The 14,023-nt window shown below is 42.7% G+C and carries 12 protein-coding genes, 1 other RNA gene and 3 pseudogenes; 5 read left to right on the top strand and 11 right to left on the bottom strand.

What is annotated here, in order from left to right; translation table 11 throughout:
- Positions 1 to 267: 267 nt before the first annotated feature.
- From APHWEB_RS06865 to APHWEB_RS02340, 8 genes and pseudogenes are all read right to left on the bottom strand, one after another.
- Positions 268 to 449 (bottom strand): annotated as a pseudogene (locus APHWEB_RS06865) (P44/Msp2 family outer membrane protein); the annotation flags it as partial.
- 340 nt (positions 450 to 789) lie between these two features.
- Complete coding sequence (gene tsaE / locus APHWEB_RS02365; protein ID WP_045895537.1) at positions 790 to 1,224, bottom strand: tRNA (adenosine(37)-N6)-threonylcarbamoyltransferase complex ATPase subunit type 1 TsaE; 435 nt, start codon at positions 1,222 to 1,224, stop codon at positions 790 to 792.
- A 19-nt stretch (positions 1,225 to 1,243) separates the two neighbouring features.
- A complete protein-coding gene (locus tag APHWEB_RS02360; protein WP_011451355.1) occupies positions 1,244 to 1,945 on the bottom strand; it encodes a Bax inhibitor-1/YccA family protein in 702 nt (233 codons plus the stop codon).
- Positions 1,946 to 2,199: 254 nt separating this feature from the next.
- Positions 2,200 to 3,213, bottom strand: coding sequence for an aspartate-semialdehyde dehydrogenase (locus APHWEB_RS02355; protein ID WP_011451356.1), 1,014 nt, complete (start codon positions 3,211 to 3,213; stop codon positions 2,200 to 2,202).
- A 2-nt stretch (positions 3,214 to 3,215) separates the two neighbouring features.
- The gene (locus APHWEB_RS02350) at positions 3,216 to 3,524 is read right to left on the bottom strand and encodes a YbaB/EbfC family nucleoid-associated protein (protein WP_011451357.1); all 309 of its coding nucleotides are present in this window, start codon (positions 3,522 to 3,524) and stop codon (positions 3,216 to 3,218) included.
- An 11-nt stretch (positions 3,525 to 3,535) separates the two neighbouring features.
- A complete protein-coding gene (gene dnaX, locus APHWEB_RS02345) occupies positions 3,536 to 4,906 on the bottom strand; it encodes a DNA polymerase III subunit gamma/tau (protein WP_011451358.1) in 1,371 nt (456 codons plus the stop codon).
- A 19-nt stretch (positions 4,907 to 4,925) separates the two neighbouring features.
- Positions 4,926 to 5,024, bottom strand: an RNA gene (ffs, locus tag APHWEB_RS05975) — signal recognition particle sRNA small type.
- A gap of 53 nt (positions 5,025 to 5,077) precedes the next feature.
- Positions 5,078 to 6,085, bottom strand: coding sequence for a type I glyceraldehyde-3-phosphate dehydrogenase (locus APHWEB_RS02340; protein WP_011451359.1), 1,008 nt, complete (start codon positions 6,083 to 6,085; stop codon positions 5,078 to 5,080).
- Between the two features lie 173 nt (positions 6,086 to 6,258).
- On the opposite strand from APHWEB_RS02340, the pseudogene APHWEB_RS02335 reads away from it, so the two are divergent.
- The 5 genes and pseudogenes from APHWEB_RS02335 to recA all read left to right on the top strand — a co-directional run.
- Positions 6,259 to 7,215: pseudogene (locus APHWEB_RS02335) on the top strand (P44/Msp2 family outer membrane protein); the annotation flags it as partial.
- A gap of 203 nt (positions 7,216 to 7,418) precedes the next feature.
- Entirely contained in the window at positions 7,419 to 7,559 is a 141-nt protein-coding gene (locus tag APHWEB_RS05965; RefSeq protein WP_080502925.1) for a P44/Msp2 family outer membrane protein, read from the top strand.
- A gap of 49 nt (positions 7,560 to 7,608) precedes the next feature.
- A pseudogene (locus APHWEB_RS02330) lies at positions 7,609 to 8,532 on the top strand (P44/Msp2 family outer membrane protein); the annotation flags it as partial.
- Positions 8,533 to 8,592: 60 nt separating this feature from the next.
- Entirely contained in the window at positions 8,593 to 9,873 is a 1,281-nt protein-coding gene (locus APHWEB_RS02325) for a P44/Msp2 family outer membrane protein (protein ID WP_045895536.1), read from the top strand.
- 293 nt (positions 9,874 to 10,166) lie between these two features.
- Complete coding sequence (gene recA, locus APHWEB_RS02320) at positions 10,167 to 11,240, top strand: recombinase RecA (protein WP_020849178.1); 1,074 nt, start codon at positions 10,167 to 10,169, stop codon at positions 11,238 to 11,240.
- A 33-nt stretch (positions 11,241 to 11,273) separates the two neighbouring features.
- Here the strand turns inward: recA and APHWEB_RS02315 are convergent, their stop codons facing one another.
- The 3 genes from APHWEB_RS02315 to APHWEB_RS02310 all read right to left on the bottom strand — a co-directional run bounded on the left by APHWEB_RS02315 (position 11,274) and on the right by APHWEB_RS02310 (position 13,777).
- Positions 11,274 to 12,659: a P44/Msp2 family outer membrane protein gene (locus tag APHWEB_RS02315; RefSeq protein WP_020849508.1), complete on the bottom strand. Its 1,386-nt coding sequence runs from the start codon at positions 12,657 to 12,659 to the stop codon at positions 11,274 to 11,276.
- A gap of 408 nt (positions 12,660 to 13,067) precedes the next feature.
- Entirely contained in the window at positions 13,068 to 13,367 is a 300-nt protein-coding gene (locus APHWEB_RS05960; protein WP_011451316.1) for a cytochrome c oxidase subunit 3, read from the bottom strand.
- Positions 13,368 to 13,438: 71 nt separating this feature from the next.
- Entirely contained in the window at positions 13,439 to 13,777 is a 339-nt protein-coding gene (locus APHWEB_RS02310) for a hypothetical protein (protein WP_020849492.1), read from the bottom strand.
- Positions 13,778 to 14,023 lie beyond the last annotated feature (246 nt).

The raw sequence follows: 14,023 nt of genomic DNA, 5'->3' as shown, positions 1-14,023 counted from the left end.
CGTTCAATACCATCCGCATCAGACACAGATTAGCTTTCCTCGGAGTACAGATAACCTCTGTAAAGTTTTAGAGAAGATTCTTAGATAGCAAGTAATTTCATGCTAGGTAAGATCATAAAGCCACTATACGGACCTTATCAGTATGGTGAATTGCTGATCGTGGTTTGTTTCGTGAGTAGTGACTTAACTAAGGTATTCAGAGTCAAAGGTGGTTTGTGGAATGTACTCCCTCAACACTTAATCTCCCCATTCTATATTCTCTAATAAAGGAACAACGCCTAGGCCTTCACTAAGAAGATCATAACAAGCATTAACCATCACAGAAGTAGAAGAAACCGCCCTTATTTCAACAACCTCACCACCTTCAATAGTTTTAGCTAGTAGCCCTGCTACTATGGTTTTTCAGGAGTGAGTTTTTTAGTTAGGTCGTCAGCAACAGCTGTTGCACTTGTCTTGAGCTACAACTGTCGTGTTTGTCGTAAGCTATGGGTTATGGAACCCTTTCTTCTTCTGTCCTCCACCACTGTGGACGTTTGCCAATCCTTATTATCATACCAAACGGATCCCCAGAAAATTCCTTCTGACAGGTTCTTCCGCTTCAGCTATTACCAGCAGATCCCCAAATATGACATGTTGTCTTAGCCCCTGCTAGCTACAGTCTTGTGGTTTCATAAAACCCCATAATCACCTCGGCGCTCGGTCTCAGTTCCAGAAACATTACAACCATACCAGCTGACTTTTCTATTTTTTAGATTGCTCTACAGTATCTTGGGAAGGACTTAAATATAACTAGGCTTTACTCCACTCAATCTCCACATCCCTAACCATCTCCTCAATATCCGAAGAGTGCGTAATCCGAACATTCACATCAAATGGTACCACCCCATCCAAAATATCAGGCCATTCCACTAGAACAAGATTGTTATCACAAAAATCAAAAAAGCCCACTTCTTGCACTTCCTTCAAAGTGGATAGCCTATATAAATCCACATGATACAGCGAAAAAGCAGGAGTGCTATACTCATGAACCAAAGAAAAAGTAGGACTACCGAGGAAATCCTCCCCCGAAAAGCAATCTATTATTTCCCTACTAAAAGCCGTCTTACCAACTCCAAGGTTTCCCCTCAAGGCAACAACCATACCTCCCCGAAGACTTCCAGCCAATTCCCTGGCTACCCTTCTAAGAGATAACAGGTCTAGACCTTCGTATCGGCAAGATAACATCGCCTACTATCGAAAACCCCTACCTGCGGTCACCCATAAGATGCAGCATATGGACGAATATATTGATATAAGAGAAGTACAAGCTAGTAGCACCTAGAATAGACATCTTCCCTACAGTGTTACTATCACCATCATTAAAGCGGTAATACATATCCTTTATCTCCTGTGCATTTACTGCAGTGAGAGCCGTAAATACAAGAACAGCAACAACAGAAATAGCGAAATAAAGAGGTCCACTCCGCATAAACAAGTTAACTACTGAAGCTATTATCAAGCCCACAACACCCATAGTCAAAAATGTGCTAAACTTAGATAAATCTCTCTTAGTAGTATTACCATACCAGGCCATAGTCCCAAACATAGCAGAGGAAATGAAGAAAACCCTGGCAATACTATGAGACGTATACACCATGAAAACGTACGACAGCGATAAACCCATCATCGCTGAGAACCCCAGAAACACCATCATCATCGTCTGATAGCTCATCTGATGAACCCTAGCAGACATAACAAAAACAGTAATAACAGGAGCTAATGAAACCACCCAATGCAAAGGAGTTCCATATATCGCAGCCATTAATCCCCCGGAAAGCGACGCTATAAATGCAACAGCCCCAGTAATCCCCAAAGCCAATGCCATATAGTTATAAACGCGCACCAGGTAGCTTCTCAGCCCCGCGCAATAATAGGCACTCTCATACCTAACGTTATAACTATCCATAAAGTCCCCTACCTAAGTGACAATAACCCGGGATTCTAACATACTCACACCTTGCACGCAATGAAAATAGGAACAATCCACCCCCACCCCCATTCAAAGCATTAACTATTGCTCAACTAATATGGTATGGCTAACATACCAAGAACTTGAAAATAACTACAGAATACCGCAACCACAAGAGATACGAATAATCAGCTCTCTAATAGAACTTCTCCCTTCTCAACTTAGATAAATAAAGACAATTTAAAATGGCCCTAAAGTAAATACTCTTCAATGAGAACCATGGCAATCTGCACCAAACCACGCCCTGTACGACTCATATTATCAGCAACTAACCACATACTAAAGCCATAAGGAACCGTGTCATCTACCCTAAACCTAGAGACGTAAACCTCACTGTCATTAACACACTCTATAGGGGTGGTATAGCTCATTTCACTATCTTTCTCTATCACCAAAACGTCCGACCCCTGACCCCAGGCTTCCAATATCTCATCCTTAGATATATAGCCACTAAATTCAACGTTAATAACCGCAGAGTGCGCTACAAAAACAGGAACAAATACGCAAGTGGCAGTTACTCCTATTCCACCACCCAAGACCTTTACAGTTTCATTAGAGATATTTACTTCCTCTTGAGTAAAATCACCATCGGCAAATTCTCCAACACAGGGAATACAATTAAAAGATACCTGCCTAGGAAACTCACGTGGCTTCACCTTGCCATTCATGAAAATAGATTTGGTCTGATCATAAAGTTCATTCATTGCGCTCCTGCACGCATGAGATACAGAATGATACGTCGATACAACCACCCGCTCTATCTTCACCAATTTATGCAAAGGAAATAACACTTCTATCAACTGAGATGCCATGCTACATGGCGTTGCTATGATATTTCCATCCTTATACATGCCTATACATGCACTGTTCACCCCAGGAACAATGAGCGGAACCCCCGCTTCCATGCGCGAAAAAGAAGAGCTGTCTATAACAACGCACCCTCTACCAGCTGCTTCTCTAACATACCTCTCAGATATCGCATCAGTAGCAGTAAATATAGCTATAGAAGCCTGAGAAAAGTCATACTTATCCAAACTCTCACACGTGAGATTAAATTTCTCTCCATAACTAACACTCTTTCCAACAGAGTCAGAATAAGAAAGAGCAACAACATTACTATAAGAAAAATCAGCCTCACTAAGGGCATTCAAAACCACCCGCCCCAGCATAGTGGTAGCGCCAACTACAGCTATAATATGATCCATATCTAGAAATAAAAAGACATCAAAGAACTAATAAAGCCCTTGTTGTAGTCCATAGACTTTCTAAAAGCATCATCAAAGGCTGCCTTTATCAAGTCCTCAACCACAAAAGCTTTTTCCCCAAGAAGCGCCGGATCCACCTTTACTTCTTGTACTTTATACTCCACAAGATTTGACAAGAGTATCTTAACAGATACCCTCCCACCAAGAGACTGCCCCTCAAAAGACTTCGGCTCCTGATACACTTTTAGCTCAGACAGCTTTTTCTTCAGAGCATCTTGCAAATCTGCAAATTTCTGATCATCAAAAGACATAAAGATACCCCTCAGACATCAAAACTCTTAAAGCTCACAACAGAAGCACCATCGAAGTTTTTCACAACATCAACTACAGCCTCATCATCATCCGGATTGTACACCTTACCCCGGTCATTGACATCATTATTTTTCTTATCTCCTAAAACAGAAATACCACCTACAGCATTTGTAGGACTACTAGCAGCTCCCATAAAACAAGGTCTACTGCGCGCAGACATACTTCCTGCATTTAAAGATTCACTCCTTCCTTGCCCTCCAGAAGGAGGCATATCCCCATACTTCGAAGATATAGAAGAAGCTATCTTTTGAGGAGAAGGTAAATCACTCAAGTAACATAACCTAACTATTAGCATCTCACCAGCTTGCTCCGGACTCTCAGAACTCTTAATCTCCTGAATTCCATGTAGAACCAACTGCCACAATCTAGAAAGAAAAGGAGTAGAACCAGACTTTTCAGCAGTAAATAACTCTTCCCCTAGACCATGGTGAAAATCCTTATCAATAGAATACATACAAAGCCCATAAACGACCTTCTGCATCCCCTCAAAAATTATGACCGGCGTACTAGCATTACATAACTCTCTAAAGCCATCTATAGCGCTTTTGACATCACTACTTATAATATCTCTTACAATGCCCTCAAGAATCTTCTTATCAACACAACCAAGCAACTCCCTAACTTCCTGCAGGGAAATTTTATTGTTAGAATAAATAAGAGCCTGCTCTAGCAGGAAAAGAGAATTTCTAACAGAACCAGAAGAATTCTCAGCTATAAGCATCAGACTACTTTCATCATGAGCTATATTCTCCTTAGCCGATATTTTTACAAGATGATCGTATAACTGTTTTATCGGTAGCTTACCCAGATCCAATCTTAAACACCTAGAAGCTACGGTTACAGGAACCTTTCTAACTTCCGTAGTAGCCATAATAAACTTTGCATGCTGAGCTGGACTTTCCAAAGTCTTTAATAACGCATTAAATGCGCTAGTGGAGAGCATATGCACTTCGTCTATGATATAGACTTTAAACCTAGAGCTTACCGGGAGATAGTTGGAACTCTCCAAGATCACTCTAATATCATCCACACTGGTATTACTAGCAGCATCCATCTCCACAACATCTGGGTTATGAGAGTTTTTAATAGAAGTACAAGTAGCGCATGTCCCACAGGGAGACGAAGTAGGCCCATTCTCACAATTAAGACACAGCGAGACTATCCTTGCGCACGTAGTCTTACCAACGCCACTAGCACCCACCATTAATAAAGGAGTATTAAGATTTCCGACGGAAAAAGAATTTCTCAGTATCCGGACCAAGACATCCTGACCAACAAGATCATCAAAGTTGCTCGGCCTGTACTTTAGCGCCAAATTCACCAGTGCACCACCCTTAGCAGAACCCAGTGGACAGTGCAACCCGAATACTCAATGCTACGGCTGCTTTATTTCTAACCTGACCGACTTCACACGAAACCCGCTCGCACTGCCCACTACCTTTTAGCACAATTCGCTCAGAAATTCCAACAATGTTTAAAGTACATATGGAATTTATAAAAATTTCTGCGCTATTAGGGCGACATCCAGCATTCTATTAGCAAAAGCCCACTCGTTATCATACCAAGCAACCACGCGAGAGAAGTTGGCATCATTTACGTGAGTTTCGCAGAGATCAAAAATTGCACTATAAGTAGTGTGATTAAAATCCACTGACACTAACATCTCCTCAGTGGCTAAGAGCACATCTTTCCTAATATCAGCAGCTTTCGATAATGCATCATTTATGGAGGAGCGTGGCACTTTTACAGAAGGAACAAAAGTGAAATCAACCATAGATACATTAGGAGTAGGAACCCTTACCGCAGCAACGGAAATTTTGCCATCTAAGTGAGGGAAAAGTAGTGATAATGCCTTAGATGCACCGGTAGAAGTAGGTATCATGGACAAACCACATGCTCTAGCTCTACGGAAGTCCTTATGGCTTCCATCTACATGATTCTGGTCATTAGTGTACGCATGAACAGTGGTTATAAAACCACCATCTATTCCAAATTCACGATCAATAGCTCCCACAACATGAGCAGCACAGTTTGTAGTGCATGATCCTACGGAAATAACCTTATGATCGTTGGTGATACTGCCCTCATTTATACCATAGATCACTTGTAAATCAGCACCATCCACAGGAGCGGAAACTATAACCTTTTTTACAGTACCCCTAATATGCTTTGCTGCGAGAGGCTTCTTATTAAACTTACCCGTACACTCAAAAACGACATCCACCCCACATGAATCCCAAGGGACATTTTCAGGGTCTCTTTCGCAGAAAAACTTTATTTTCTTCCCATTAACCGAAAAAAAGTCTTCTCCTATCTTTTCTATCGCGTGCTCATATACACCATGCACTGAGTCATTTTTTAGCAAATGCCTATGCAAATCTATACTTGAAGAACCATTCACTGCAGCAAGCTCAATCTTTGAAGAACTATCTAAACTGCATAACAACCTAAACAAACAGCGACCTATCCTACCAAGGCCATTTATTCCCACTCTAATCATCACAAATTATTAACAACTAGATAACATTTTAGTCTGCCACTCACACAATGTTTATGCAACTAATTATACATCTCAACACGGGGTAAATTTTTGCAGTAACAGTGGTTGGAATTTTGGAGACCTGTTATCTAGGATTCTATTATTATGAATCTATTATTTAGATATACAAGGGTATAAGGGAGAGTAACGGAGAGACTAAGGCAGTATATCCATACTTAAAGGATGGAAAGAGTGTAAAGCTAGAGTCACACAAGTTTGACTGGAACACACCTGATCCTCGGATTGGGTTTAAGGACAACATGCTTGTAGCTATGGAAGGTAGTGTTGGTTATGGTATTGGTGGTGCCAGGGTTGAGCTTGAGATTGGTTACGAGCGCTTCAAGACCAAGGGTATTAGAGATAGTGGTAGTAAGGAAGATGAAGCTGATACAGTATATCTACTAGCTAAGGAGTTAGCTTATGATGTTGTTACTGGGCAGACTGATAAGCTTACTGCCGCTCTTGCTAAGACCTCCGGTAAAGATATTGTTCAGTTTGCTAAGGCGGTTGGGGTTTCTCATCCTAATATCGATGGGAAGGTTTGTAGGACAAAACGGGGACATACGAGTCAGATATCAACACATGGAATATATGCGGGCGAAACGAACGCGAAGAGCAGCGCAGGGCATGGGGAAACTGCTCTTTGTGGTGGGCACGGTTCAACAGCTAACGGCGCACAGACACAAGCGCAGAACACACCACAAGTATTTAGAGACTTTGTGAAGGCAACACTGTTGGTAGATGGTAGTAAGAATTGGCCAACATCAACGGCTGCTGCTGATGCGGTCCAAAAGGCTACGCCAAACGACAACGCCACAGCTGTAGCTAGAGACCTAGTACAGGAGCTAACCCCTGAAGAAAAAACCATAGTAGCAGGGTTACTAGCTAAAACTATTGAAGGTGGTGAGGTTGTTGAGATTAGGGCGGTTTCTTCTACTTCTGTAATGGTCAATGCTTGTTATGATCTTCTTAGTGAAGGTTTAGGCGTTGTTCCTTATGCTTGTGTTGGGCTCGGTGGAAACTTCGTTGGTGTTGTTGACGAGTACAGCACAATCCGTCCGTCTTTAACCCTATATGCCCGTAGAAAGTAACTAGGCAAAATTAGTGCTGCACCACTCGTGAAACAAACTACGATCAGCGATTCACCATACTTAGTAGGTCCGTACAGTGGCTTTACGCTCTTACCCATCATGAAAAATACTTGCTATCTAGGAATCTCCTCTAAAACTTTACAGAGGTTATCTGTACTTCAAGGAAAGCTAATCTGTGGTCTGATGCGGATGGTGTCTAGAACATCACTCCTAAACTTGCTTATAGGTTAAAGGCTGGCTTGAGTTATCAGCTCTCTCCTGAAATCTCTGCTTTTGCAGGTGGATTCTACCATCGTGTTGTTGGAGATGGTGTTTATGATGATCTTCCGGCTCAACTACTTTAAATCACAGGTATACCAAAAGCCTATGCAATAATTCTCATTATTGAAAAACAAGACCAAGGGTATTAGAGATAGTGGTAGTAAGGAAGATGAAGCTGATACAGTATATCTATTAGCTAAGGAGTTAGCTTATGATGTTGTTACTGGGCAGACTGATAACCTTGCCGCTGCTCTTGCTAAGACCTCCGGGAAGGACATCGTTCAGTTTGCTAAGGCGGTGGAGATTTCTCATTCCGGCATTGGTAAGAAGGTTTGTGTGACGAAGAAGGGGACAAACAGTAGCAATTTATATGCCGTTTATGCTGAGAGGACGGATAACGTAGCTACGAGCGGGGAGGGAAAAGTGGCTGTGTGTGCTGGAACTAACGGGAATACCACAACCAAGCCCGCGGGCCAAACGATACCACAGGTGCTAAAGGACTTTGTCCGTGGAACACTTCTAGGAGATGGAAGTAAAAACTGGCCCACGTCGACAGGAACCGGAGCCTCTAACAATGACAACGCCACAGCGGTAGCTAAAGACCTAGTACAGGAGCTCACCCCCGAAGAAAAAACCATAGTAGCAGGGTTACTAGCTAAAACTATTGAAGGTGGTGAGGTTGTTGAAATCAGGGCGGTTTCTTCTACTTCTGTGATGGTAAATGCTTGTTATGATCTTCTTAGTGAAGGTTTAGGCGTTGTTCCTTATGCTTGCGTTGGTCTCGGTGGTAACTTCGTGGGTGTTGTTGATGGGCATATCACTCCTAAGCTTGCTTATAGGTTAAAGGCTGGCTTGAGTTATCAGCTCTCTCCTGAAATCTCCGCTTTTGCGGGTGGATTCTACCATCGTGTTGTGGGAGATGGCGTTTATGATGATCTGCCGGCTCAACGTCTTGTAGATGATACTAGTCCGGCGGGTCGTACTAAGGATACTGCTATTGCTAACTTCTCCATGGCTTATGTCGGTGGGGAATTTGGTGTTAGGTTTGCTTTTTAAGGTGGTTTGTTGGAAGCGGGGTAAGTCAAACTTACCCCGCTTCTATTAGGGAGTTAGTATATGAGATCTAGAAGTAAGCTATTATTAGGAAGCGTAATGATGTCGTTGGCTATAGTCATGGCTGGAAATGATGTCAGGGCTCATGATGACGTTAGCGCTTTGGATACTGGTGGTGCGGGATATTTCTATATTGGTTTGGATTACAGTCCAGCGTTTAGCAAGATAAGAGATTTTAGTATAAGGGAGAGTAACGGAGAGACTAAGGCAGTATATCCATACTTAAAGGATGGAAAGAGTGTAAAGCTAGAGTCTAACAAGTTTGACTGGAACACTCCTGATCCTCGGATTGGGTTTAAGGACAACATGCTTGTAGCTATGGAAGGCAGTGTTGGTTATGGTATTGGTGGTGCCAGGGTTGAGCTTGAGATTGGTTACGAGCGCTTCAAGACCAAGGGTATTAGAGATAGTGGTAGTAAGGAAGATGAAGCTGATACAGTATATCTACTAGCTAAGGAGTTAGCTTATGATGTTGTTACTGGGCAGACTGATAACCTTGCCGCTGCTCTTGCCAAGACCTCTGGGAAAGATATCGTTCAGTTTGCCAATGCTCTTGGAATTGCTCATTCTAAGATCGATGGGAAGGTTTGTAGTGGGACTCATGCCGCGGGCTCCACGGGAGGAAGCGTAACGGAATACAAGGCAGAGCCGGATGAAAACACAAAGACGGCACAGTGCAGCAATCTAGCCAGTAGTGGGCAGAGTGGGAAATCCTTTAGTAAGTTCGTTAAGGATGTAGAGCTGGAGAATAAGAACTGGCCCACGGGACGCATACATAGCACCAATACAAAGGATGGTACACCGAATGGCAACGCCAACGCCGTAGCCAAAGACCTAGTAAACCTTAATCGTGACGAAAAAACCATAGTAGCTGGGTTACTAGCTAAAACTATTGAAGGTGGGGAAGTGGTTGAGATTAGGGCGGTTTCTTCTACTTCTGTGATGGTCAATGCTTGTTATGATCTTCTTAGTGAAGGTTTAGGTGTTGTTCCTTATGCTTGCGTCGGGCTCGGTGGTAACTTCGTGGGCGTGGTTGATGGCCATATCACTCCTAAGCTTGCTTATAGATTAAAGGCTGGGTTGAGTTATCAGCTCTCTCCTGAAATCTCCGCTTTTGCGGGTGGATTCTACCATCGTGTTGTGGGAGATGGCGTTTATGATGATCTGCCGGCTCAACGTCTTGTAGATGATACTAGTCCGGCGGGTCGTACTAAGGATACTGCTATTGCTAACTTCTCCATGGCTTATGTCGGTGGGGAATTTGGTGTTAGGTTCGCTTTTTAAGCTTGCTTATCTAAAGAGGGGGGCTAAGGGCTCCCCTTTTCTACTTTAATTCTACTTCCTGCGGTACTTCACCCTCTTCCTGACTTCTTCTGGTTCTGCTACCATTAATTATTACTCCGTGACCGTTCCTATTATTTATTTTCTTGCTGCTCAGGTTAGAAGGTTTCTATCAGTGCTTGATGGGGATTTGGCGTGTTTTTATAGTGCAAATCGCATCGCTCCCATTTGTACAAATCTTGACACTTTTGGCTTCAATGTCTATTGTTGAGCAGTTAAAATTCTTGTGATACCCCATGGTTGAAATGAAGGACTCCCCCTCTGATAAGCAGCGGGCTGTTGATGCTGCTATTGGTCAGATTGAACGCGCTTTTGGGCGTGGATCTATTATGAGGCTGCAGAATAGCCCTGTAGAAGCTGTTGAGTGTGTTTCTACTGGGTCTATTGCTCTAGATGCAGCTCTAGGTGTTGGGGGGCTTCCTAGGGGCCGTATCATTGAGATTTTTGGCCCTGAAAGCTCGGGTAAGACTACCTTAGCTCTTCATGTTATTGCTGAGGCTCAGAAAAACGGTGGAGCTTGCGCCTTTATTGATGCCGAACATGCTTTGGATACGTTATACGCGAGAAAGCTAGGGGTATCTGTAGGAGATTTGATCGTATCTCAGCCTGACACCGGAGAACAGGCGTTGCACATTGTTGAGCATCTTGTGAACTCGGGTGCGGTGGACGTTATTGTTGTGGATTCTGTTGCTGCTTTAACTCCTCGTGCTGAAATTGAAGGGGATATGGGAGATCAGCACATGGGTTTGCAGGCTCGTCTATTGAGTCACGCGCTTCGGAAATTGACTTCTATAGTTTCTAAAGCCAACTGCTTGCTCGTGTTTATTAACCAAATTCGCATGAAAATAGGGGTTGTGTACGGTAATCCTGAGGTCACTACTGGTGGTAGTGCGCTGAAGTTTTACACCTCTATACGTCTTGATATTCGCAAGGTTAGTGCACTGAAGGAAAAAGAAAATGTTACTGGACACTTGGCGCGCGTAAAAGTAGTCAAGAATAAGGTTGCGCCTCCTTTCAAGCAAGCTGAGTTTGATATCATGTATAGTGAAGGTATCTCCAAAGTTGGGGAGATTCTGGATATGGGTGTAAGATTTGGCTTTATAGAAAAAGCTGGCTCTTATTATTCACATGAAGGTATCAAGCTTGGACAAGGCCGGGAGACAGCTAGAAGTTATCTCAAGAACAATGCTGATCTTTCTCATAAGTTAGAAGGGTTGATTAGGGCGAAATTATTGGAAAGCATGCGTAGCAGCGACGTTTTTGGTTCTGATGGACGCGCGCCTTCCGAGGAAATAGAGGAATCTTTCTAGTATAATCGCTTTATATAAGGGTTCTGATGCAAATTAAAACCTTAGTTGTATGCCAAGTTCTGCGCCAGTATATTTCATGCTAAAATTAGCAGTGGCTGCGTTTTTTGATCTTCCCTCGGGGCTGTGATCATCAACCAAGTGTCTTACTGGTAAATCCGAGTACTCCCCGTTACCTAAAACTCTATGGTAGAATACATCAGCAAATGCATTAACTTTCTGTGAAAGCTGATAACTTAGGCCCACTTTCAGCTTGTATGCGGGTCTAAGGTCACTACGCCCCTCTACAAATTCAATTATGTTGCCTCCTAAACCCAAGCAAGCATATGGAACTGCTACAAAGTCGTCAGCAACGATATCTGAGCACACATTAACAATGAAGGAAGTCGAAGAAATGCCTTTTATTTCTATAACTTCTGCACCTTCAATAGCTGTCAGAAATAGTTTAGCAACTATCTCTCTAGCTTCGCTGTAAAGTTCTTTTATGTCATTAGCAACTGTACCTGAAGCATCTCGTTGATAGCTATATCCGCTGCTGTCCTTTTGTACAATCCCTGCTTTTTTTAGGAAGGAACTTGAGTACACATGACCAGGATGACGATTGTTAATGCGCGGCCATTTCTCAACGCCTCTACCACCTAAAGAAGCTCTAAGGCCTAAAGGCCCGCTATATGGCTGTAGTGATATTCTTTGCTGTTGTTGTGCGCCTTCTGTTTTTTTTATCACTACCGTATGAGTTCCCACCCCAGTATCACAATTTCCTGCTTTTTCGTCGCCTTGTAGCAGCCCTCTGCGCAAAGCGCCTTTCACTCCCTTACAAATTTGCCTATCAATTCCAGGATGCTTTTCCTTTAGAGAGTCAGCAAAACCAACTATTTCCTTTCCAGAAACCCCGGCGAGGGCTACCGCGAGATTGCTAGCCTTTCCTGAGGCGACATTATATGCTAAATCTTTAGCTAATAAATACACTGTATCAGCGTAATCCTCTGTATCTCTACTACCTTTAGTACCCTTAGTCTTGAAGCGCTCGTAACCAATCTCTACTTCTATTCTGGTGTTCCCCATGCCATACCCAGCGCTTCCGCCCATGGTAACAAACATGTTGTCATCAAAACCAATCCAAGGATCAGGTCTATTCCAATCAAATCTGCCAGCTTCCAGCTTGACTACATCTCCGTCCCTCAGGTATGGGTATATACCTTTAGTTCCCCCGCTACTTTCTCCTATACTAAAATTTTTTATATTCACAAATGTAGGGCTGTAATCTAACCCCACGTAGAAATAACCATCCCTTTTGCTATTAGAGTGAGAACTAATTTTAGAATCCTGTTCGGCATATGCACTATTACCTGTCATGAGCATAGCTAACGACAAGATCACACATACTCGCCAAAACAGCTTGCCATAACTTAGAGCCTTCATAAATCAAACCCCAATAAACAGCCCAACCCGCGTCTTCAACCCATCACAGGGTACATTTCCCGTGGTTATGGCTTACCCAACCTGAACCACTTCACATACCCCCATCTTCTAAGGCCTGCAATTCCCTCACAGCAACAAGAGATATTACCTGTACACTAGGTAATACGCCTCAGCCCCGCACGCACCAAAAAGCACCCACTACAAGATCTTGTACACACTCCAGAAAGCAATGTCTCCTGTTGTAGAAGCCTCAGCATGCAAAACGCTGTCATGGTATTGGCAAAAAAAAATGCTTTGCTATTACCACGTACATACAAGCAGTGGTTGTGACTCACAGATTAACCTATTTTTAATGGTAACGATAAGTTATGCGCTATGGTCGCGGTAATACTAGTGATATTGAGCACATTATCGAGATTTTTGAGAAGAATAAACAGCCTTCAAACCCACTTCGCTAAAAGCAAAGTCAGCATGTAAATACTCCATAAGTTGGAATGTTGAGAAAATTAGACCAATAGTAAAAGCAAGCGAAGACTTTATGTCATCTATAATAAGATAGTGATGTGACCAAGTTATGGTACACCCCAATAGTAATAATGTCACCGTGTTCATAAATGGCAGAAACCATGCGGACTCTATTCCCACAGGTGACCATACTGTGGATACTTCCTCCGTGAAATCTACTAGCTGATATGCGGAAAATAACAAATTACGAGCTAGCTTTTTCTATAGAGAACAAACCATGCCTTATCCATGACATGCAGTGCATATCATAGAACCTAGTTAGAATTTAATGTGCAAAACATGTAAAGTTTGTTGTGGATAAATAGTTCTGCACCACAGCACCAGTAATGCAAGAAGATGCCTATCTCAATACTATTAAGAGTGTAAAAGGTGCAAACATCATTGACCCTTCTACTATAACATAAAGTACCAAATGATGGCATTATCAGGGATCTCGGGAATTTCGGCATCTTGGGAGCTTCAGGAATTCTAGGCATCTCGGGCATTTCAGGTATTTCAGAAATTTCGGGTATCCCAGGAATTTCAGGTATTCTCGGTATTTCAGGTATTCTTGGTATTTGAGGAACTTTGGGAATTTCAGGCGCATCAAGCATATCAGAGCGTACAGTTTAAGAGTTTTTTCACATAGTCTTCTTTAAGTACCAGATGCAGTGCCAGGCGCTTATGGTAGTCTAGATAATAAGGCAACTCATGAACACAAAGTACGCACCTTGCATAAAGAAGGCCATTCTACATGGCGCATATGTTCATAATTTATTTGCCATGTCAACAACACAGGATAACTCCGGTATCAGAATATCTTAGCCAAGGTTTCCCATAGAAGGCTCAAGATTGTTGGG

It is taken from the genome of Anaplasma phagocytophilum str. Webster (genome assembly GCF_000964685.1).
GTDB classification, from domain to species: domain Bacteria; phylum Pseudomonadota; class Alphaproteobacteria; order Rickettsiales; family Anaplasmataceae; genus Anaplasma; species Anaplasma phagocytophilum.
Note: the sequence above shows the minus strand (reverse complement) of the source record. Positions and strands in the feature narration are given on the sequence as shown.

Coding starts and splice junctions, on each gene's coding strand:
- APHWEB_RS02315 (WP_020849508.1), bottom strand. CDS start 12,659: ATGAAGGCTCTAAGTTATGGCAAGCTGTTTTGGCGAGTATGTGTGATC.
- APHWEB_RS02360 (WP_011451355.1), bottom strand. CDS start 1,945: ATGGATAGTTATAACGTTAGGTATGAGAGTGCCTATTATTGCGCGGGG.
- tsaE (WP_045895537.1), bottom strand. CDS start 1,224: ATGTTATCTTGCCGATACGAAGGTCTAGACCTGTTATCTCTTAGAAGG.
- APHWEB_RS02350 (WP_011451357.1), bottom strand. CDS start 3,524: ATGTCTTTTGATGATCAGAAATTTGCAGATTTGCAAGATGCTCTGAAG.
- APHWEB_RS02340 (WP_011451359.1), bottom strand. CDS start 6,085: ATGATTAGAGTGGGAATAAATGGCCTTGGTAGGATAGGTCGCTGTTTG.
- APHWEB_RS02310 (WP_020849492.1), bottom strand. CDS start 13,777: ATGCTTGATGCGCCTGAAATTCCCAAAGTTCCTCAAATACCAAGAATA.
- APHWEB_RS02355 (WP_011451356.1), bottom strand. CDS start 3,213: ATGGATCATATTATAGCTGTAGTTGGCGCTACCACTATGCTGGGGCGG.
- APHWEB_RS02325 (WP_045895536.1), top strand. CDS start 8,593: ATGAGATCTAGAAGTAAGCTATTATTAGGAAGCGTAATGATGTCGTTG.
- recA (WP_020849178.1), top strand. CDS start 10,167: ATGGTTGAAATGAAGGACTCCCCCTCTGATAAGCAGCGGGCTGTTGAT.